This window comes from Bacteroides sp. BFG-606, from assembly GCF_024788145.1.
Taxonomy (GTDB): Bacteria; Bacteroidota; Bacteroidia; order Bacteroidales; family Bacteroidaceae; genus Bacteroides; species Bacteroides vicugnae.
Map to the genome: position 1 here is coordinate 5,781,595 of NZ_JANUIL010000001.1, position 23,114 is coordinate 5,804,708.

11 protein-coding genes and 2 pseudogenes are annotated in these 23,114 nt (G+C 41.3%); 2 read left to right on the top strand and 11 right to left on the bottom strand.

All coding sequences use genetic code 11. The features are described 5' to 3' along the window. Positions 1-210 precede the first annotated feature (210 nt). From NXV01_RS22415 to NXV01_RS22425, 3 genes and pseudogenes are all read right to left on the bottom strand, one after another. A pseudogene (locus NXV01_RS22415) lies at positions 211-2,189 on the bottom strand (response regulator). A 108-nt stretch (positions 2,190-2,297) separates the two neighbouring features. Next, positions 2,298-3,047, bottom strand: coding sequence for a nucleotidyltransferase family protein (locus tag NXV01_RS22420; RefSeq protein ID WP_167511756.1), 750 nt, complete (start codon positions 3,045-3,047; stop codon positions 2,298-2,300). Between the two features lie 35 nt (positions 3,048-3,082). Next, positions 3,083-4,513, bottom strand: coding sequence for a phosphotransferase (locus NXV01_RS22425; protein WP_259023255.1), 1,431 nt, complete (start codon positions 4,511-4,513; stop codon positions 3,083-3,085). Between the two features lie 165 nt (positions 4,514-4,678). Between NXV01_RS22425 and NXV01_RS22430 the strand changes: the two are divergent. After that, positions 4,679-8,630: pseudogene (locus NXV01_RS22430) on the top strand (two-component regulator propeller domain-containing protein). 78 nt (positions 8,631-8,708) lie between these two features. Here NXV01_RS22430 and fsa read toward each other — a convergent pair. The 8 genes from fsa to NXV01_RS22470 all read right to left on the bottom strand — a co-directional run bounded on the left by fsa (position 8,709) and on the right by NXV01_RS22470 (position 20,777). Then, a complete protein-coding gene (gene fsa, locus NXV01_RS22435; RefSeq protein WP_148364720.1) occupies positions 8,709-9,365 on the bottom strand; it encodes a fructose-6-phosphate aldolase in 657 nt (218 codons plus the stop codon). Positions 9,366-9,432: 67 nt separating this feature from the next. After that, positions 9,433-10,485, bottom strand: coding sequence for a class I fructose-bisphosphate aldolase (locus NXV01_RS22440; protein ID WP_148364719.1), 1,053 nt, complete (start codon positions 10,483-10,485; stop codon positions 9,433-9,435). A 27-nt stretch (positions 10,486-10,512) separates the two neighbouring features. Further along, positions 10,513-11,259: a 2,3-diphosphoglycerate-dependent phosphoglycerate mutase gene (gene gpmA, locus NXV01_RS22445; protein WP_148364718.1), complete on the bottom strand. Its 747-nt coding sequence runs from the start codon at positions 11,257-11,259 to the stop codon at positions 10,513-10,515. 294 nt (positions 11,260-11,553) lie between these two features. Beyond that, positions 11,554-14,058 carry a zinc-dependent metalloprotease gene (locus tag NXV01_RS22450; RefSeq protein ID WP_259023256.1) on the bottom strand — a complete coding sequence of 835 codons (2,505 nt, stop codon included), beginning with the start codon at positions 14,056-14,058 and terminating at the stop codon, positions 11,554-11,556. Positions 14,059-14,076: 18 nt separating this feature from the next. After that, a complete protein-coding gene (locus tag NXV01_RS22455) occupies positions 14,077-15,504 on the bottom strand; it encodes a RagB/SusD family nutrient uptake outer membrane protein (RefSeq protein ID WP_004304371.1) in 1,428 nt (475 codons plus the stop codon). Between the two features lie 20 nt (positions 15,505-15,524). Continuing rightward, a complete protein-coding gene (locus NXV01_RS22460) occupies positions 15,525-19,121 on the bottom strand; it encodes a SusC/RagA family TonB-linked outer membrane protein (protein ID WP_195649523.1) in 3,597 nt (1,198 codons plus the stop codon). 19 nt (positions 19,122-19,140) lie between these two features. Continuing rightward, entirely contained in the window at positions 19,141-20,208 is a 1,068-nt protein-coding gene (locus tag NXV01_RS22465; protein WP_195649524.1) for a FecR family protein, read from the bottom strand. Positions 20,209-20,273: 65 nt separating this feature from the next. Further along, positions 20,274-20,777 (bottom strand): RNA polymerase sigma factor, encoded by a 504-nt coding sequence (locus NXV01_RS22470; protein WP_148364714.1) that lies wholly within the window; start codon positions 20,775-20,777, stop codon positions 20,274-20,276. A gap of 491 nt (positions 20,778-21,268) precedes the next feature. Here NXV01_RS22470 and NXV01_RS22475 point away from each other — a divergent pair, with 491 nt between their 5' ends. Beyond that, positions 21,269-23,089: a PAS domain-containing protein gene (locus NXV01_RS22475; protein WP_195649526.1), complete on the top strand. Its 1,821-nt coding sequence runs from the start codon at positions 21,269-21,271 to the stop codon at positions 23,087-23,089. Positions 23,090-23,114 lie beyond the last annotated feature (25 nt).

Genomic DNA, 23,114 nt, shown 5'->3' on the forward strand with positions numbered 1-23,114 from the left:
AGACATTTTAATAGCAATATTACAAAATACCAAACAATTTCACATTCCATAATTTGAAATGCCGGGCATTTTTCTATATACTACAAATAAGTGGTCGAAATATTAGAAGCAGCAAGGATATAATATACTTTTTTTCATATTAGTATATTCTTAATCAGCTTTGCATGATTAGCACATTTCGCAAGTAAAAGATTCTCAAAAAGAAATCATCTAACAACCATACTCTTTCAACGTCTGCATCAACTTCGCTCCATTGATCGGCTTCACTAGATAATCATCGCAACCGGCTTTCAAAGCAGCCACCCGGTCGGCATCAAAAGCATGAGCGGTCAAGGCGATAATTGGTATTTCCGTATTGAACTTCCGGATCTCGGAAGTTGCAGTACGCCCATCCATAACAGGCATCTTCATATCCATCAATATCAGATCCACCGGTTGAGTCCGGACGATCTCAACCGCCTTCAGCCCATTCGGAGCATGTAACAACTGAAATTTATTTTTCAATATAGAAGATACTAAAAAAAGTTACTTTGAATATCTTCTACTACAAGCACTCTTTTAGAAGACTTCATCTCTTCGGAAGCATGAGGTTCTTCTTTTTCCACTTCCCTCCCAAGGCGCTGACGGGAAATATACAGTCCGCTGTCGACCGATTCGAACTGGCACGGCAGAACCGCCCAGAACAGGGATCCTTTATCAAATTCCGACTCAAAACCTATCTCTCCTTTGAAAGCCTCAACTATGGCTTTACAAATAGATAATCCCAATCCGGTCCCCTGCGCAAACTCATCCAGTTTTTCAAAACGCTGGAACACCTTGTCTTTTTTATCTTCCGGTATGCCGATGCCTGTATCACGAACATAAAGATGAATACTCCCGTTTATCTTTTCATATCCCATTTCAATCATTCCTTCGCAGGTATATTTGATGGCATTAGTTACAAAATTGGTGAGAATCTGTGCCAACCGGTTCTTATCCAGACGAACGATACAAGATTCATAAGGATTCATAGCAACCAAACGAACCTGTGGATTCACTACACGACGATGCATTGCAGCAGCCAATTCATTGAAATAAACAGCCAGATCAAAATCCTCGTATTTCAATTCTACCGAGCCGGCTTCTATTTTCGAAAGATCCAGTATGTCATTAATCAGTTTCAGAAGTAATTCATTATTGGCATTGATAATCTGAATGAACTCTTCTTTTTCTTCTTTATCTTCCGTCACCATCAGCAAGTCGGAAAAACCAACGATAGCATTTAGCGGAGTACGGATTTCGTGACTCATATTTGCTAGAAAAGCAGACTTCAACCTATCGGATTGTTCAGCCCGGCTCCTCGCCTTTTCAAGTTCACCAATCATGTGCTGCCGCTCGGTCACATCATCCACGCGAATTACCACACCATCAACATCTCCCTGTTCATTAAATATAGGAGTAGCAAATACTTCAATGACGTGCTTGTTATCCAGATTAAACAAAATAGACTCTACCTGACCGGATTGGCGGGCACGTTGCATCACACAATTCTCACAAGGAGCGTTGCGATTATGGGCTGTCAAATAGCAAGGTTCTCCTTTCTTATAAGCCTCATACGAAAGGCTTTTACTACAAAGCGAGATATTCTCCCATTGTACGATATAGTCGTTTGCAATATACGCCAAGCCTGAATTAATATTGTTCAGCACCAATTCATTCTGACGAATCAAATGAATCATCCTTTGTTCGCTCTCAAGGAGTTCTTTTTTCGAGCGCACAGCTTCTTCATAGAGATTATCATATTTGTTTTGCCATAAGATACGCTCGGTGACATCCTGAGTTATCACCATATAATTCGTAATTTCAGACTTTTCATTATGAACGAAAGAAACAGTGATCTCAAAGAATCGAGTACCGGACAAACAAGTAGGGAAAAGATGACGTAAGGCATCAAAATCATATTTTGCAACGAAACGCACAGTCTCCCCTTTTCTAATTTGTTCTCTGATTTCATCAGAGAAACTCGTATAGTTGAATAGATTATAACCCAAAATGTCTTTTTTGTCTTTTATCCCCATTGATCTCAACCGGGAATAATTGACATCTATCATAATGCCATCCTTATCATACAACTCGAGTCCTACAGACAAATCATTAAAAATGTCATGTAATAAATTATCAGCTATCCCATTTATCCGAATCTGTTCCATGTAGCAAGATTTGTATAGTATTGCAATTTCGTTTGTTCAGCCGGGCAAAGTTAAACAAATATTTTGCTACATATTAGAAAAGGGACCTTTTGGTCCCTTTCTGTATCTTTATTTGGTGCTTTGGTATAGAAAACTTTCAGCTTTAGCCAATGTCTCCGGTTTACCGATGTCAATCAGTTGTAAATTCTCTGCAAGATAACCGGAATAGTTTATTTGCCGACAAGTGGCAAGATAGAAATCCATAATAGAAAACTTCCCTTCCCAACGAGGCGTATCCATAAATTGGAAAATGGCAGGTGAAAGGACATGGATACCGCTGAATGCATATTCCTGATAGCATAATTCATCATATTGGAATCCCTCCGGCTTCACCTGTCCCGTATCCTTGTTAGTCCAGCCACAAAGTTTCTTCTTTTCATCAAAAAGCAGATAACGAGAGGTTTTACGTCGGCTTGCCAGTAAAGTTGCCACACCGCCACTCTGTAAATGATAGTCATATAATTCCTTCAGATTCACATCTGAAAGAATGTCTACATTATGTATCAGGAAAGGTTCATCCGAATTTTCAAAGAAAGAACGGGCTTTCTTGACTCCTCCACCAGTATCGAGCAACAAGTCACGTTCGTCGGAAATATGTATGGTAAGCCCGAAATTCTCATTGACTTTCAGGAAGTCAAGTATTTGATCGCCAAAATGGTGGATGTTAATCACAATTTCCGTGAATCCGGCAGCTTTCAGTTTTAAAATCACATGTTCCAACATCGGATGTCCGGCTATGGGAACCATAGCCTTAGGCATGGTATCGGTAAGCGGTTTCAACCGGCTACCCAAACCGGCAGCAAATATCATTGCTTTCATTTTATTCGTAACTTCCTCCTTTATAGTTAATCTCTTTAGATGGTTGCCTCAAACGTACGTTCTATATTCTGTTCCCGGTGCACCAGTTCGACTTTCACACCAAATTTCTGATTCAGGTGTTCTGCCAGATGCTGGGCTGAATAAACAGAACGGTGTTGCCCTCCGGTACAACCGAAACAAACGGACAAATTGCTGAATCCACGTTCCATATAGCGTTTTACGGAGGCGTCTACCAAAGCATAGGCATGATCGAGGAAACGGAGTATTTCACCATCTTCTTCGAGGAAAGTGATTACAGGTTCATCCAGTCCGGTGAAAGGTTTGTAACGCTCATACTTACCGGGATTGTTGACGGCCCGACAGTCGAATACATAGCCTCCTCCATTGCCGGTAGAGTCATCAGGAATTCCTTTCTTATAGGCAAAGCTCATCACTTTGACAGTAAGCTGCCGCTTTTTCAGGTCGTCCGTAAATTGTTTCAGTCCGGTAAGTTCCCGCAAAACCTCGCAGAGATACGGATATTCCGGGTATTCTTCTTTCAACAATTCACGCAGGTTTTCGATAGCATAGGGAACGCTTTGAATAAAATGAGGTTTCTTTTCGAAGTATCCGCGGAAGCCATAAGCCCCCAGCACTTGCAACGTACGGAAAAGAACAAAGTGACGAAGTTGGCTATAAAAATAGGATTCATCAATCGGTTGGTATTTGCGAAGAGCGTCTATATATTCTTGCAGCAGTTCTTTACGGAGGCTATCCGGATATTTCGCTTTCGCTTGCCACAGGAAAGAGGCTATGTCATAATAGAACGGACCTTTACGTCCTCCCTGAAAGTCGATAAACCACGGCTCCCCGTCTTTTATCATCACATTACGACTCTGAAAATCACGATACATAAAAGTAGCGGAAGAACTACGTAGCAGAACATCGCTCATCTTCTGAAAATCATCTTCCAGTTTGTCTTCCTGAAATTCCATTCCGGTAGCTTTCAGAAAACAATATTTGAAGTAATTCAAATCCCAAAGGATAGAACGCTGATTGAACTCCGGTTGGGGATAGCAACGGGAAAAGTCGAACCCGTCAGCACCGGCAAACTGAATAGCGGGAAGTAAACGGATCGTCTTGCGGAGCAGTTCTTTTTCTTCCTCGGAAAATACACTGGTGGCCCGGCCTTTCTCAATGGCATGAAACAATAAAGTATCACCTAAATCTTCTTGCAGATAACAAGTTTTATCTTCCGATGCAATGTAAACTTCGGGAACCGGCAGGCCGTTTTTACGGAAATGTCCTGCCATATAAAGAAAAGCTTCATTCTCATCAATAGAGGTTCCATATACTCCAACCAGTGTTTGTATGCCCGTCAGACGGAAATAACGGCGATTGGAACCGGAAGACGGTAATTCTGCGATGTTTTCAGCGGGAACACCTGTATATGACTGATAAAGTTTCTGTAGTTCTTCGGTAATCATAGTCGTATATTTTCGGGCAAAGATAGAGAATCCAGCTAAATAAAGAAAAGAATTTTCATTCAAACACCATTCTCTGACTCAAAGGAATAATAAAATAAGTTTGCTTTCTTAACAAATATTCATTTGAATATATTATCTTTGTTTCAGTTTAACTGACCTAATACCATGAGAAAAAGAACCTTTATTCTGCTATGTATAGCGTTCATTATACAGTTTGTCGGTGTTCCCTCCCTTCAAGCCGGACATTATTATTACAAGCAAATCTCCCTGAAAGACGGGTTACCTTCTACCGTACGATGCATCCTGACCGATGAACAAGGTTTTGTATGGATTGGAACCCGTTCCGGACTAGGACGGTACGACGGCCACGAACTTAAAAAGTATACTCATCAAGCAGACAACCCTCATTCCATCCCCCACAACCAAATCAATCAGATAACAGAAGATAAACTGAATAACATCTGGATTCTGACAGAAAAAGGAGTGGCATGTTATCAACGGCAAAGTGATGATTTCTTCATACCTACGGACGAGAAAGGAAATAATATAGTAGCCTACTCGACTTGTTTAATGAAAGACGGAGTTTTATTCGGCTCGCAAAACAAAGTCTATTTCTATAGTTATCAGCATTCTTCTCTTCACCTTTTACAGACGTTTAATCGAGAGCCCAATTTCAATATCACGTTACTAAGTTTATGGAATGAGCACACTCTTCTTTGCTGCAGCCGATGGCAGGGATTACTTCTTCTGGATTTAAATACGGGTAAACACACACCTCCTCCTTTTGACTGCGGAAAGGAAATCATGAATATGCTTATTGATTCACAAAACCGGATATGGATAGCCCCCCTACAACGAAGGCATAAGCTGTTTTTCCCATGACGGAAGACCATTGGCTTCGTATACCACACATAACTCGGATTTAAGCAATAATGTCGTCTTAAGTCTTGCTGAACGGGAAGGGAAGATATGGATCGGAACGGATGGAGGAGGCATCAATATTCTTGAACCTGAAACGGGAAATTTCTCTTTATTGGAGCATGTACCGGGAAGAGATAACTACTCACTGCCCGCTAACTCCATTCTCTGTCTTTATAATGACCGGAACAATAATATATGGGCAGGAAGTATTCGCAACGGTCTTATCAGCATCCGGGAGGTTTCCATGAAAACTTATACGGATGTATTGCCGGGCAATGACCGCGGATTAAGTAACAATACCGTACTAAGCCTCTATCAGGAATCTGATAGTCGCATTTGGATAGGCACGGACGGTGGAGGTATTAACCTTTTTAATCCCCTTACAGAAAAGTTCACCCACTTTCCTTCCACATGGGAAGATAAAGTAGCCTCTATCTGCCCTTTTACCTCCGGTAATCTATTGCTTTCTATTTTCTCACAGGGCGTATTTATTTTCAACCCGTCAACGGGAAAGAAGACTCCTTTTATTATTATTGATCCCGAAACTTCCAAACGTCTAGGAAGCCGGGGAAAAACAGTAAACCTATTCCTCAATTCCCCCCATAGTGTACTGCTATTGGGAGACCATATCTACCAATACAACTTGAAAGAACAAACATTCAGTATTGCTACCGAACAACAAGGAGCAGACATTATCGGTACCATTTTGCCTATAGCAAATAGTCAGAATAACACATATCTGAACGACAGCAAACATATCTTCTGTCTGGACAACCGTACCAACCGCCTCGAAATAATATTTCAATGCAGTAAAGACACATTGATTAATTCTGTCTCACGAGATGAATATGGAAATTTCTGGATAGGAAACAATTACGGACTGATACATTATAACCCTGTCACTCAAGAACAAACTCCGATACCAACCTCCCTCTTTGAAGAAGTCACTCTGATAGTATGCGACCAGCAAGGAAAAGTCTGGATAGGAACAGACAATATGCTTTTCGCCTGGTTAATCAAAGAAAGAAAATTTGTTCTATTCGGTGAATCCGACGGTGTCATTCAGAATGAGTACCTATCCAAGCCCCGTTTATTAAGTTCACAGGGGAATATCTATATGGGAGGTGTGAAAGGATTACTGCATATTAACAGCAACTTGCCCTTAATCACTTCCGAATTCCCGCAATTACAACTCTCGGATGTGGTTATCAACGGAGAATCCGTTAATGATAAGCTAAGTAGTAACCCTATAGGAATTTCTGCTCCCTGGAACAGTAATATAACCATTCGGATCATGTCGAAAGAAAAAGATATCTTCCGGCAGAAAGTATACAGATATCAGATAGAAGGACTGAACGATCAGCAAATCGAATCATATAATCCCGAATTGGCCATACGCTCACTTCCTCCGGGAAGTTACAAGATCATGGCTTCCTGCACAGCGAAAGATGGTAGTTGGATTCCCAGTCAAGAGGTACTGGAACTGACGATTCTCCCTCCCTGGTATCGGACATGGTGGTTCATCATTAGTTGTGCAGTGTTCATTACTGCTGCTGTCATCGAAACTTTCCGAAGAACGTTAAAACGCAAAGAGGAAAAGCTGAAATGGGCAATGAAGGAACATGAGCAACAGGTGTACGAAGAAAAAGTGCGCTTCCTTATTAATATCAGTCACGAACTGCGTACCCCATTGACTCTCATACATGCGCCACTTAGCCGAATATTGAAATCGCTTTCTGCCGAAGATACACAATATCTACCTATAAAAGCGATATATCGCCAGTCACAGCGAATGAAGAATCTTATCAATATGGTACTTGATGTGCGTAAGATGGAGGTTGGAGAAAGCAAATTGCAGATACAACCATACGCTCTCAATCAATGGATTGAACATGTATCACAAGATTTCACCAGTGAAGGCGAAGCAAAGAACGTATGTATCCGTTATCAGCTTGACCCGCATATCGACACTGTTAGTTTCGATAAAGACAAGTGTGAGATTATTCTAAGCAATCTGCTTATCAATGCCTTAAAACACAGTCCGCAAGATGCAGAAATAATCATTACTTCGGAGTTGCTTTCAGAGGAAAACAGGGTCCGTGTCTCCATCATAGATCAGGGAAACGGTCTCAAACAAGTAAATACGCAGAAACTCTTCACCCGTTTCTATCAGGGTACAGGAGAACAGAGCGGGACAGGAATCGGATTATCCTATTCCAGGATTCTGGTCGAATTACACGGAGGTTCCATCGGTGCCCTAGACAATCAGGAAGCCGGTGCAACATTCTTCTTTGAACTCCCACTTCGCCAACAATCAGAAGAGATTATCTGCCAACCGAAAGCCTATCTGAACGAATTGATGAGCGATGACAGTAAAGAACAATTGCCGGAGGAGAGTAATTTCGATACGAGTTTTTACAGTATATTAGTAGTGGATGATAATCCGGACCTGACGGATTTCCTAAAAAAGTCACTAGGAGAATATTTCAAACGGATAATCATTGCTTCGGACGGTGTGGAAGCCCTCCAACTGACCAGAAGCCATACTCCGGATATTATCGTCAGTGACGTGATGATGCCGAGAATGAATGGATACGAACTTTGTAAAAACATCAAGGAAGACATTACCATCAGTCACATTCCTATTGTACTGCTGACAGCAAGAGATGATAAACAAAGCCAGTTAAGTGGTTATAAGAATGGAGCAGACGCCTATCTTACAAAGCCTTTTGAGATAGAAATGTTAATGGAAATCATTCGTAACCGGTTAAGAAACCGCGAATCTATCAAAAAGAGATATTTAAATGCAGGATTGGTTCCTGCACCGGAAGAAAGCACATTCAGCCAGGCAGATGAAACCTTCCTGTTGAAACTGAATAAAATTATTCAGGAGAATCTGGATAACAGCAATCTGGATGTCACTCTTATTTGCAAAGAAATAGGAATGAGCCGGGCTTCCCTTTACAATAAGCTGAAAGCTCTAACCGATATGGGAGCCAATGATTACATCAATAAATTCCGGATGGAGAAAGCGATCACATTCATCACTCATACGGATATGTCTTTTACGGAAATTGCCGAGAAGATCGGATTTACTACTTCACGCTATTTCAGTACGGCTTTCAAACAATACACAGGAGAAACGCCGACTCAATACAAAGAAAAACAGAAACAAAAAAGGAAAGAAGGAAAATAAAAAAGGTGAACATCATGCGGACAAAAAATATCCACGATGATGTTCACCACCCATTTTATCATTGCATCTCACTTACATTCAGCCATTCACTTTCTTATAATCCTCCAGAAACTTCTTCAATCCTGAATCAGTTAACGGATGATTGAGCAATCCTTTGATAGCACTCAACGGACAAGTAGCCACGTCGGCTCCTACTTCCACACATTCGATAATATGTTTTGTATTGCGAATAGAAGCAGCCAACACCTGTGTTTTATAATCATACGTACGATACATACGTACGATATCTCCCACCAGCTTCACCCCATCTTCACAAATATCGTCCAGACGGCCGACAAAAGGTGAAACATAGGTAGCTCCGGCTTTAGCAGCCAGCAATGCCTGTCCTACAGAAAACACTAACGTACAATTGGTACGGATTCCTTTCTGCGTGAAATGTTTGATAGCTTTGATTCCATCAGCAATACAAGGAACCTTTACTACGATATGCGGATTGAGTGCGGCAAGTTCCTCGCCCTCACGAATCATCCCTTCATAATCAGTTGCTATCACCTCGGCACTTACATCTCCCTCAACGATCTTACATATCTTGACGTAATGTTCACGCTGATTCTGCGTTCCTTTAATACCTTCTTTCGCCATCAACGAAGGGTTGGTAGTCACACCGTCAAGTACTCCGAGGTCATAAGCCTCCTGAATCTGCTCCAGATTAGCTGTGTCAATAAAAAACTTCATACTCTTAATTTTTAATGGTTAACGATCTAATAGTCAAAGATAAGAATTTATTTCTATTCATCCCTGATTAAGCGATCGTAATTGACGGATCAAGATATACATCCTGAATGGCATTCAATAATTCTACTCCTTCGTTCATTGGCTTCTGGAATGCTTTACGCCCGCTAATCAATCCCATACCTCCGGCACGTTTGTTAACTACGGCTGTAATGACAGCATCACGTAAATCGGAAGAACCATGAGATTCTCCACCCGAATTAATCAAGCCTACACGTCCCATATAGCCGTTGGCTACCTGGTAACGGCAAAGGTCAATCGGATGTTCGGAAGCCAGTTCGGTATACATACGTTCGTCGATCTTTCCGAAACCAATGGCTTTGAAGCCACCATTATTAGTAGGAAGTTTCTGTTTCACAATGTCAGCTTTGATAGTCACTCCCAAGCGGTCGGCCTGACCTGTCAGGTCGGCGGCAGCATGGTAATCGACTGCACCTTTCTTAAAATCATTGTTACGCAGGTAACACCAGAGGATGGTTGCCATACCCAATTCGTGAGCATATTCAAAAGCTTCGGCAATCTCTACCAGTTGACGGCGACTCTGTTCCGAGCCAAAATAAATAGTAGCTCCTACGGCCACCGCTCCCATATTCCAGGCTTCTTTGACAGTGCCAAACAACACCTGGTCGAAGCTATTCGGATAAGAGAGCAGTTCATTGTGGTTCAATTTCACAATGAAGGGTATCTTATGCGCATATTTACGTGCTACGGATCCAAGAATTCCAAACGTGGAAGCTACTCCGTTACAACCGCCTTCAATAGCCAGTTTCACAATATTTTCAGGATCGAAATAGATCGGATTGGGAGCAAATGATGCTCCGGCAGTATGTTCGATGTCCTGATCGACAGGAAGTATAGACACATAACCGGTATTTGCCAACCGTCCATGTCCCAACAGAGATTGCAGGTTGTTTAATACTCTAATGTTTCGATCCGAATCAATCCAGATTTTATCTATCGTATCGGGAGACGGAACATGAATTAATGATTTATCGATGGTTTCACAGGTATGTTCCAAATAATAACAGGCCTGATCTCTTAATAACTCAACTACTTTACTCATAACTTTACTTTTTAATATGTAACTATTTTATTTTTTCTTTCCCTGATTGGCAACTGCCTCCATTAGCTTTTTAATCTCTTCCGGATTTCCCAGGAAGTAGTCGTTGGATACATTCAGGTTTTCATCAAACTCAAATACGTAAGGCACAGCCGTAGGTAGATTCAGTTTGACAATATCTTCATCGGAGATGTTTTTTAGATGCTTGATGATGCCTCTCAAACTATTGCCATGAGCGACCACCAACAGCGTATGAGCTGTTTTCAGACTAGGAAATATATCACTTTCCCAATAAGGCATAATACGTTCAATGGTATCTTTCAACGATTCCGTGCGAGGTAATTCTGCATCGGGCACTTCATGATAACGGTAATCAAAATGCGGATTTCTCAAATCTTTTTCCGAAAGTGGATTGGGGGCTATATCATAACTACGGCGCCAGATGAGCACTTGTTCTTCACCATACTTCCCGGCAGTCTCGGCTTTATTCAATCCCTGTAAGTCACCATAATGTTTCTCGTTCAGACGCCAGTTCTTTTCGACAGGAATCCAGTCGAGATTCATTTTATCGAGTACGCAATTCAACGTTTTCACTGCACGTTTTAAATAAGAGGTGTATGCTTTATCAAAATTAAAGCCATACTCTTTCAATGTTTCTCCGGCTTTTTCGGCTTCGGCAACCCCTTTTTCTGTCAGGTCTACGTCGGTCCAACCGGTGAAACGATTCTCTTTGTTCCATGCACTTTCTCCATGACGGAGCAATACTATCTTTTTCATTGCTAAAAGTCTCCTTTCTTCTTTTTATATATACAACAGATTGTTTCTTCACAAAGTTCACTAGAAAACAAATAGTTATCAATACCCAGAAATTATGATTCTTTCAGCTAAGAAGTAAGGTGCAGTAATTAGGCATATAAAAAAACTTACTCTCCTCTAACTCAAAACTTGCATGTATTGATCGCTTATGAATCAAAACAAGTTTATCGTCAGAGAAGAGTAAGCCTGTTAGAGAGAGAGTTTATATATACAAGAAAATCTGTTCTGTTTTTCTATTGTTCGTTTTCCTCAAAGTTATTTATCGGAAGCCTGCGTATCAGCATCTTTTCCATAATATCCTTCTTTTATTTTTTGAACGTTGCGCAGTAATGCCGCATAATGCCGGTAATTGAGATCTCCCTCCTTAGAAGCATCAAGTTGCTCTTTTACCGACTCTTCAATCTTATCTAAATGCTGTTCTACAAAAAGCTGAATATCAGAACGGCTGATTGCCAGATTTGCATTGGCACCATCTTTGCTACTAGGTTTAATCATGCCTTCGACAAACCCCAGATAAGTCCGGTGCAACTGACGGCGGAAATTATTCTCCAGTTCATTGGGATCATTCAACGGTTTCCATATTGCAGTAAATACATCGTTCAAATAATCATCGAGTGCATACGATTCCGAAGAACACAATGAGGTTGAGTAAATATTATACAACATTCCCGGTGCAAGTAGCAAAGCTACAACAGAGCTTTGGCGGTCACGAATCTCATCCACCGGCTTGACTCCGGTACGACTCACCACTTCATCAGGATAGAGCCAGAGCGGAGCTACAAACAAATTGCGTCCCAACCATTCAACAGCTTCTTTCTGCAAACTGCGTGGCAGATAATCATGCACTTTGAGATCCGGCAAATTATTGGTATAGCGTCCTCCTATGTTCTTCTGCACTTGCAGGGTATACTTCAGATGTTGGGCACGAACCGAATTATAAATGGTGGTTAAGTCAGTGTACTCTCCGTCAGGCTGTGCTGTCCAGGTCAGTATGTTTTCCATCACTCTTTTCAGGTTCTTTATACCGTATTCATTGGCTTTCATATTATTGTCGCCCAAGTCCTCACTCTGGCTACGGGGATCAAATCCCTTTCCTTCATCACCAACAAACCACAAGCGATGATCTCCCCGCAGTTTTTTGGTTACTTCGGCACGTAATACGTCTTTTTCTTTATAAGGATCCTTAAATTCCGGACGATAGCGATATCCCCATTGGATAGCCCATTTGTCATAAACACCGATACGAGGGAACAATCCTTTTTCGGAAATCCGATCTTCCGGTTGGGCTACATAATTGAACCGCGCATAATCCATGATCGATACCGTATGACCATTGGCTTCTACCCAAGCTTTATCACGCAGTTTCTCTACCGGAGTAGCCGAACTGGCTGCCATATTGTGCCGTAAGCCGATACTATGCCCCACTTCATGTGAAGAGACAAACTGAATCAGACTGCCCATTAATTTGTCGTCAAAAGTCATCGTGCGCGCGCGCTTATCCAGTGGCCCGCACTGCACCATATACCACTTTTTGAGTAAGTTCATTACGTTGTGATACCAACAAATATGGCTTTCCATAATTTCTCCACTACGCGGATCGACAATACGCGGACCGTAAGCATTCTCCGTTTCGGAGGGTAGATAACGTATCACACTATAACGCGCATCGTCCAAACTCATATTGGGATCGTTCGGCCATTCTTTAGCTATTATAGCGTTCTTGAATCCGGCAGCTTCAAATGCTGTATTCCAGTCTTCGACACCTGCTTTAAGATAAGGTATCCACTTCTTCGGTGTTGCCGGATCAATGTAGTAGATAATGGGATTTTTCGGTTCGGAGAGTTGTCCCCGGCGGTAACGTTCCGGATCTTTCGGTTCCAACCGATAGCGCTGAATGATGGCTCCACGATCGGTAGTCTGCTGGTCGTCCGAAAATTCGGTCAACGAGTTTTGGAAAAATCCCACCCGGTCATCGGCAAACCGTGGCTGCATCGGTTCTTTGGGTAACATCACGATGCTTGTATTCAGTTTCACAGTCACCGAACCAGTCTGTGCAGCCGGTAGTCTACCGGCACTAATACTATAAGTACGCAAAGTCACTGCCTCCACGTTGATAGGATAGGTTTTTATCGTATCCATAAATGTGCGGTCCTGGGCTAAAGTACCGATGCCAAGAATAGAACGGTCGCTTGAGGTAAAGCCACACAATTTATTATCACCTAAAAAGAGTTTTGATACATCAATGAGTTGTGCCTGAGTCTCCGGATTTCTACCGATTACATCAAATTTATAGATTACAGGATCTACAGTCGATTGTTTCAATGCCTCGGCAATGTTATCACCCGGACGGGCAAACTGTGATTGCACATATTCGCGTAAAAAGAGAGTCTTATCATCATGCTGTTCCCAATAAACAACACTCCGGTTCACCTCTTCTCCGCTAAGCATTTTGAAACCCTGTGGCACTGCTTTAAACCGGGTCACAGCCAACAACAACCGTCCTAAAAGAGTATCCGGCACTTCAAAATACCAGTTATCTTTGATGTGGCGTACCGTAAACATACCCTCACATTCACTTCCACCCTCTTTCAACAGTTTTTCATAAGCCGTTACTTTCTTAACAGTGTCTTTCTTGACCGTATCTTCCTGTGCTACCAGTTTCTTCTTTCCACTTTCCAGAAGAGATATACCACTGGTACGAGCTCCCACACCTTGCAAGGACAGGAACGCCAACACAGCCATCACCAAAATCTTTCGCATAGTTTTCTCTTTATTTTTTTATTCGTTAGTGTTCATTGTCAGGTTCGGATTTTTTTCGCGGGCAGCCAACGGAAATGGAATGATATACAACCGTGAATCCGGCTTCAACGTATATGTCTTTTTCTCGACATCCGTAGATACCAGCGGGAAAGTACGGGTGATTGTCTTTGCGTAATCAGCTTCCGTATTGTATCGTTTCAAGTCCCAGAAGCGACTAAATCCGGAGATTAACTCCTTACGGCGCTCATCAATGACTGCCTGCACCATCGCACGTTCGGTAGCAGGTTCCGGCAATACAGCTTCGGCTCCCTTGATTCGTTTTTCACGCAACTGATTCAATGTTTGGACAGCTCCCGGTATATCTTTCAGCCGTGCTTTCGCTTCTGCCAGAATCAGGTAAACTTCGGCAGTACGCATTCCCACAGACATAGGCTGAAACTTAGAATAAGTAATCGAAGTATTCCACAAAGCAGCTCCTGAACCTTCGTCAAAGTAGTATATACTGTTGTCACTCGTTTTAAAGAATTGGTTCAAACGTTCATCATTCTGCCCGAAAAGTTGTACCATCTCCGGGCTAAGCATACCATAACAAAAGGCCAAAACTTCAGTAGGACCACCCATATAAGCATAATTCAGCACTTCCGGGTTACCGCCTTTGGCATAAGTAGTAACCTTAGTCGGACCTCCTTTAGCTCCCAAATCAATATAATCAATCAGGGTATTATTCAACTTCAATGATTCTTCGGCAGCTTCTTTCGCTTTTTTCCAATCCCGATGGAACAGATAAACACGAGCAGCCAACGCATATCCAAAAGCTTTTGACGGATGATATACATTCACCGGCTCTTCCTGTAAATAAGGAAGCGCTTCTTCTATATCCTTAATAATAAAATCGTATACTTGAGCAACCGTAGATTTGGTTGGAGTAGCCTCCAAATCATATTTATCAATGATAGCAACTCCACCGTCAGTGGCTGCAGTTTCTGGATTATATGCTTTCGCAAATGTATTTATCAGAATAAAGTGATCCCAGGCACGCATGATCTTTGCTTCCGCTTTTGCCAATTCCTTAACATCTTTATCACCCAGACTAGCATCAACCAATGAAATTACGATATTTGACCGTAGGATATATGTATAACAATTTTCATATAAATTGTTATCACTTAGCTCTTTTCGGTTAGCTGCCTCATTAAAAGTCATGTTAATACCATCCCATGAAATAAATTCATTACCTATGATATTCGATTCTTTCGACCAGACATTATCGCTCAACAAGGCAAAAGCTGCCGGATGGTAGGCCCGGTTGGGCAGGGCTATCAATTCATAATAAGTATCAGTAGAATCCACCGTTTTCTTGCCTGTAGGAGTAATATCCACATAATCTTCACAGGCTGCAAAACCCAATATGAGAATAACTGGCAATATATAAAGTAATTTACGCATATCTTATATCTTTTAAATGGTTAGAAACTTGTTGATAATCCGATGGAGTAAGTCTTAGGAGAAGCGATGCCACGTGTACCGTCATTCATTCCATAGCTTTCCGGATCAATATCACTTCCTGCCTTACACCAGGTAAACAGATTATTTACCTGCACTTTCACTTTCAGAGAAGAGAGGCGGAGGTGCTGGCAAACCGTAAACGGCAAGTTATACCCTACACTCAAACTACGCAATTTCACATAACCTGCATCTTTCACATTGATGTCACCAAATTGCCACCAATCCTGGAAAGTTGTTGCATAAGTTTTTACCTGTGCCGGTATATCGAGGTACATACGTACCTGTGCATTCGAATCATCCGCAGTCCAACGGTTGGCAATTCCTTTCAAGGTTTGAGTACCTAACTGGTCATCCATTTTTAATACACTGTTACGCAGTTTATTACCACCAGCATACACAAAGAATGCATTCAAATCAAAATTCTTATAGTTGAATCTTAACCCTACTGACCCGCTGAATTTCGGAGTCAGCGAACCAAGGTTCACCAAGTCATCAGTACCTTTGAGCGAAGAACCAGAAGTGATACTGGCTACCGTACCATCTTCATTGAATTTCACCAGATCATTTCCATCTTTGTCCACTGCTACCGGATATCCATTCTCCATACGATCTATACGGTAAGCCCATAACGTATTATAACTAGTACCTTCCATAAAATAGTTCAGCGGACTCTTTATAAAGAGGCTCGCATTGTCGGATTCACTATGATCCACCTTCAACATTTTGTTCTTATTATGGTCAAAGTTAAAATCTACAGCGAAGTTCCAATCTTTCTTACGTATGATATTGGCTGAAAGGGAAAGCTCTACACCACGATTACGCATCTCACCATTATTTACTACACGTGAGCCAGCTCCTAAAGTCGGATCCATATATCGGCGTACCAACAAATCAGATGAGTGACGATTATAATACTCCAGAGTACCACTTATCAGATTCTTGAAAAGACGGAAATCTAATCCTATATTGTAAGTAGCCGTTTTCTCCCAGCGAAGCTTCGGATTCGGCAGATCATCATCCTCGTAAGTCAGATAAGTCGTTTTGATGGGATTGCTCTGTGTTTTTTTCTTTACAACAAAATAGGTAGTCGAAGCTTGATCTACATTACCGTTAATACCGTACGTCATACGTAGTTTAAGGTAATCCAGCCAGGAAATCTCTTTCATGAATGATTCTTCCGACAGAATCCAAGACGCACCGACTGACCACAAAGGATGGCGCTGATTACGTATATCGAGCCCGAACAAATCGGCTTGATCCCAACGAATACTTCCGGAAAGATTATAACGTGACAGATAAGAGTATCCTGCATTTGCATAAAAAGACGCATAACGATGGCGTGACTCGTGCAAAGTAGCAGACAGCCCCGATAAAGTAATCGTTCTGTCAGAAAGAGCACTGGTTCCTACACCGTCACGATAGGCTTGCCAATTCATAAAATCAGAAGTTAATGTCTGCGGATCGTAGCCATACAACAATTGGCGGGCAGGTGTCGGAATCTTATTTTCACGAAATTCCAGACCGGCAATGGCAGTTACTGCATGGTCCTTCCAAGTTTTATCAAAGTCTATTTGGTTTCGTACCGTGTAACGCTTACTTTCAACTTCTGTCTGAGAAAAACGTCCCCCTTGCGGCAATTGTGCTTTTCCATTTGTATCAACCATACTGTTATGTAGCATACGCATTGCATAAGTATTTTCCGACTCAAATAGTTCACTCTTACCTTTATTCCATTCATATTGATACATGAAGTTGTATTTGAACATTTTCAGGAAACGAGCCTGTAAACTTACAAACGGACGAATACTAACATCATGTGACTTTGTTATGCTTTCCTCCAATGCATCAAGTACATTGAAACCAAACGTTCTATAAGGTGAGACACCTTCAGCTTTTCTTACAACACTCCCATTATAGGAAGGATATGCACCTACATTCACATAAGGAGAAGTATAATGGTTACCGTCGGCATCCAATATCCGCTCATATCGTTGTTGCAGGGTATAGCTGGTATAGCTGCTATTCGGAGTATGACTACGTCCCATACGTACGTCCACTCCGGCATTCAGATTCAACCAGTTTGTGACCGCATAATTCGATTTATAGTACAAAGAAATTTTATTGCTTTTACCACTAATAACGCGCTGACTATCCTTTTCATAATTGAAAGAAAGGAAATGATTGCTATTTCCGGCTTTCTGTGATACAGTTACATTATAGCGCTGGGTTATAGCCGTACGCCAAGCATTATCACGATATTCCTTATAATAATCATTATTACGCCATTGTCCCAACGTAGCATTTACTTCACTACTGGTAATATCTCCATTGGCCTGATCCAGATAGAGTTGGAACAAGGGATTATAATAATTGTACTGAAAAGAAGATAAAAAATTCGCCGCACTTCCTTTTTCCGCCACATTAGCATCAAAAACAGCTGTTTGATAATCAATAATATCACTTGTTGAAGCTAAGTTCAAGCTCTTGAAACTTGGTTTGGTAGTAATAAACCAGTCTGCATTAATACTCACGTGCGCACCTTCTTTCTGAGCTTGTTTCGTGGTCACTACAATAACACCATTGGCTGCCAAAGCACCATAAATACTAGCAGCGGCAGCATCTTTCAAGACTGTGATACTTTCCACATTATAAGGATTTATCTCGCTCAAGCTTAAATTGGTTGGCATATCGTCCACAACGATCAGCGGATTTGTTCCTACGTCATCCGAGAACGTACCTACTCCACGAAGAATAGGACTCATATCACCCGTATTCGGATTAATATTCATACGCAAACCTGCTATCTGCCCTTCCAAAGATGAGGCCAGGTCACTGTGCATCTGTCTGTTCAGTTGTTCGGAATCAACGAAACCGAAAGCTGCAGTAGAACGTTCACGGCTAATACGCTGATAGCCCGTCACCACAACATCCCCCAACTGTTGCTTGTCCTCATGCATTATCACCCGGACATTGTTACGGTCTTTAACAGAAACCTTTTCCGACTGCATACCGACGAAAGACACTTCTAATGTATGTACATCCACCGGAACTTTACAAGTAAAGTTTCCCTCTGCATCTGCAATAGCACCAAAAGGACTATTGAGCACTTTGATATTTGCTCCCGGCAAAGGATTACCACCCTCATCCACTACCTGTCCCCCAACATTTCTGAACTTACCTGAAGCAGTTGTCGAAGTAGCTTTCACTTTACGGACAGTGATGAAATTTTGTTTCACATCATACTCAAAAGGCTTTCCTTCCAGAATCTTCTGAAGTGCTGCAAAAGGAGCCATCTGATATATACTCACAGTTACACGATAGGGTGCAACGTCTTCACTGGGAAAATTCACCTTATAACCAGATACATTGCTGAACTGTTTCAAGGCCGAACCGAGCGGTTCGTTTTTCATCTCTAAAGAAATCTGCCTGTTTTCTGCATTCTGCGCCCATCCTTGCAAGGTTGTTGCTGTAAACACCAGCAATAGAAAGGCAGTTTTCATCCACACAAGCTTTCTTTTAATTCTTTTTTCTAATAATGTAATTTGTTGCTTTTTCATAAGAGTTGTATTTGTATAGTTAAATCTGCTTGATTGTAATGGTCCCGTCCTGATAGTCCACCTGCACTTTCTCCAACTTATTCAGCAGTTCCAATGCTTCATCCAAATGGGTATTTTTATTAGCCCAGAAGTTCAATCTGATATGGTACAGTTCGCACCGCTCAAAATCGATATTCACATTATACCATCTTCCCAAAGCACCCATGATTTCTTCCAACGGCACATCCTCAAAGTAGAACATTCCCTCTGTCCAGGCTGTATATGTAGCGATATTCACTTCTGATACTTTTTCCTCTCCGGTTTCCGTATAGGTCAAATCCTGTCCCGGACGTAATGTTACCGACTTATTGTTAGCTGTGTTTGTGACCTGCACCTTACCATTCACCAAAGTTACATGACGATCTTCAACACTATAGGAACGCACGTTGAATTTAGTTCCCAGCACCATGGTATTCATGCCATTAGCACATACAATAAACGGATGTTCGGCATCTTTTGCCACTTCAAAGCAAGCCTCCCCTTCTAGTTCCACACGTCGTTCTTTTCCATTAAATGCCACAGGGTAGCGCAAACGACTTTCAGCATTGAGCCATACCTTAGTCCCATCAGCCAGTACCAGCAGAAAATCTTTTCCACGTGGTGTAGTCAAAGTCTGACAGCATACAGTGTCTGCCGAGACAGTTTTCCAGTCTTTCACATCCATCACACTGTCTGTCAATAACTGCTGTTCACTACGACCATCCATTTGTAGGACCACATGTTCATCATTGTTGTTCGCAGCAAAAAAACGTATCGGCTGTTCTGCAGGTAAAGAAGTGGAAGGAAGCAAAGAAGGAATCAGAAAAGCCAGTATCAAGACAGCTGCAGCAGAAGAAGCAATTGCCAAGATACGCATTTTCTTTCTGTACTTGCGTTTCCGTTGCAGATTCTCACGTATCACAGCTTCCTTACAAGCCATTAATTCCAAGAAAAGTTCTTTATTATCAGGTATATTTATCCACTGAAGGAATTCATCAGTTTCCCTTAATTGTGGATGTTGTATGGCACGAAGTGCATAATCTAAATTTTTATCTGAATGGTCTATCATAGTGTCAATAGTTTCATTAAACACGTAGAGGTTACTGAAACTGATGACACCCCGATAGGATTTTTTTAAAAAAAGATGGTTAATTGTTTTCGGAGTATCTTTAAAGCTCTGGCAATGTGCGTTCTAACGGTATTATCACTAATACGTAACTTTTCACTGATTTCCGCACATTTTTTTTCATTTAAGAAAAACTCTTCCACTACGGTTCGCATTTGTGGAGCCATCTGGCGAATACTCTCCTGCATCCGGTTTATCTTATCTTCATACTCACGGTATTCTTTCACAGTCCAGCCACTGTAAAGTTCTTCCAGATACCTTTCCGCATTTTTATACACCACGTTCTGATGACGTATTTGGTCAATACAACGATTTCGCACCATGACGAAGAATAACGGCAGCAGATCCTCTTCCGTTGTCAACCGTTCGCTGCTCTCAAGCACCGAACAAAAGACATCGTTCACCACATCTTTTGCACTTTCCTCATCATTCAGCAGATTATATGCATGAATATAGAGTTTTTGCCAATGTTCCCTGTATATAACAGTTATAGCATTTTGACTATCATTCATGTATTTCCAGTTACTTTTTGCATTTTATAGAGCGCAAAGATAACCAATTAGAGCAAAAAACATTCTATTTATTAAAAAAGATTATAATTCATATAAATGCATTTGTTGTTATAGACATATTCTATTCCCATCGTCTGGCTCTTAATATTTTGACACCTTGTTTCTCCCCAGAAAGATACGATTCACAACTATATCCGACCGTTCCCATTCATCTGGATGTTGATTTAATCTTCGCTTTATCTTTACGCTTACAGAATGCTTCGATTATTTTTTTTACACGAAGATAATTTATTGATATTCTGTTCATATATGCCCGTTTTCTTTGTAGTACAGACTTTCCTTATGATACAATCATACTATCTTTTACTTTTTTAAGGTGGAATTCAACAAAAATGATTATTTTTACGAGCAAATTATTGTCTAACTCCTGATAATACAGACATATCTTGAAAATAAACGAACAAAACGAAAGTGAATTCCTACAAAAGCTTATGAACAAAGCGAATATAGGATGGTGGGAAGCTGACTTAAAAGCAAAGACTTACAAGTGTTCGGAACTTATCTCCCAACTACTCGGAATAGGAGAAGACGGGCTCATCAGTTTCGAAGATTTCAACAAGCGTATTCTAAAAGAAGACCAGGGATACGCCACTTTTCCGTCTTTTGACAAATTGCAACAGACTGTAGAAGAAATATACTTGTTTGATACTCCCAAAGGCCATGTATGGATTCGCAGCAAGGCATGCTTTCAGGAAACAGACGAAAACGGTAACACCAAAGTATATGGAATTGCCGAAACACAAGAGGGAATTCATATAGCCTCTGCACATCAGGCTCTACAAAATAGCGAGCGGATCCTGCATAATATTTATAAGAATCTTCCGGTCGGCATCGAATTATATGATAAGGACGGTCAAATGGTCGACCTGAATAAAAAAGATATGGAAATGTTCCGTATTTCCAATAAAGAAGATATTCTGGGAGTCAACATTTTCGAGAATCCTATATTGCCGGAGGAAATAAAACAAAAGATTAGAGACAATGAGAACGCAGATTTTACATTCCGGTATGACTTTTCCAAAATCAACAAATATTATCAGCCTGACAGTACAACCGGTTTCATTGACTTAACAACGAAAGTCACCACTCTATACGATCACAACCACGCACCTATCAACTACCTCTTAATAAATGTAGACAAGACCGAAGATACAATTGCCTATAATAAGATTCAGGAATTCGAGAGTTTTTTCGATCTGGTGGGAGATTATGCAAAAGTAGGTTACGCACACTTCGATGCTTTGAGTCGGGACGGGTATGCTTTGAGAAGCTGGTACATGAATGTAGGTGAAGAAGAGGGTACCCCATTGCCGGAAATCATCGGTATTCATTCCCATTTCCATCCGGAAGATCGGGCTGTGATGATCGACTTCCTGGATAAAGTGATAAAAGGAGAAAGTTCCAAGCTATCCCGCGATGTCCGCATCCGCAGAGCAGATGGAAATTACACTTGGACACGGGTTAACGTATTAGTCAGGAATTATCAGCCGCAGGATAATATCATCGAAATGCTGTGTATTAACTTTGATATTACCGAACTGAAAGAGACAGAGCGGATGCTGATTGGCGCCAAAGAGAAAGCTGAAGAAGCCGACCGGCTAAAATCTGCTTTTCTTGCGAATATGAGTCATGAGATACGTACTCCACTCAATGCGATAGTAGGCTTTTCCAGTCTGCTTGAGGAAGCGGAGGATGCAGAAGAAAAACATCTGTATATAACAATTATTGAAGAGAATAACAAACTCTTGTTACAACTGATCTCGGATATTCTTGACTTGTCAAAGATCGAGGCCGGGACTTTCGACATTATCCCGGAACAAGTGGATGCACAACAACTTTGCAACGAACTGCTACAGGCTATGCAGGTAAAGGCTACTGAACAAGTAGAGATTCTTTTAGCACCGGAACTTCCCGAACTTACTTTTACCAGCGACAAAAACAGGTTGTATCAGGTATTGCTGAACTTTATAACGAATGCTCTGAAATTTACTTCCAAGGGTAGTATTGTCATTGATTACCAAATCAACGGAAATGAAGTCAGATTCTCGGTTCAGGATACGGGAATGGGCATCGAACCGGAAAAACAGGAAGCTATCTTCACCCGATTCGTGAAATTGAATAATTTCATTGCCGGCACAGGATTGGGACTTTCCATCTGTCAGAGTATCGTCACACAGCTGGGTGGCAAAATCGGAGTGGAATCGAAACCGGGAGAAGGGTCCTGTTTCTGGTTTACGCATCCGCTCAACTAAAACCTGATTTCAAAGAAAAATAAAT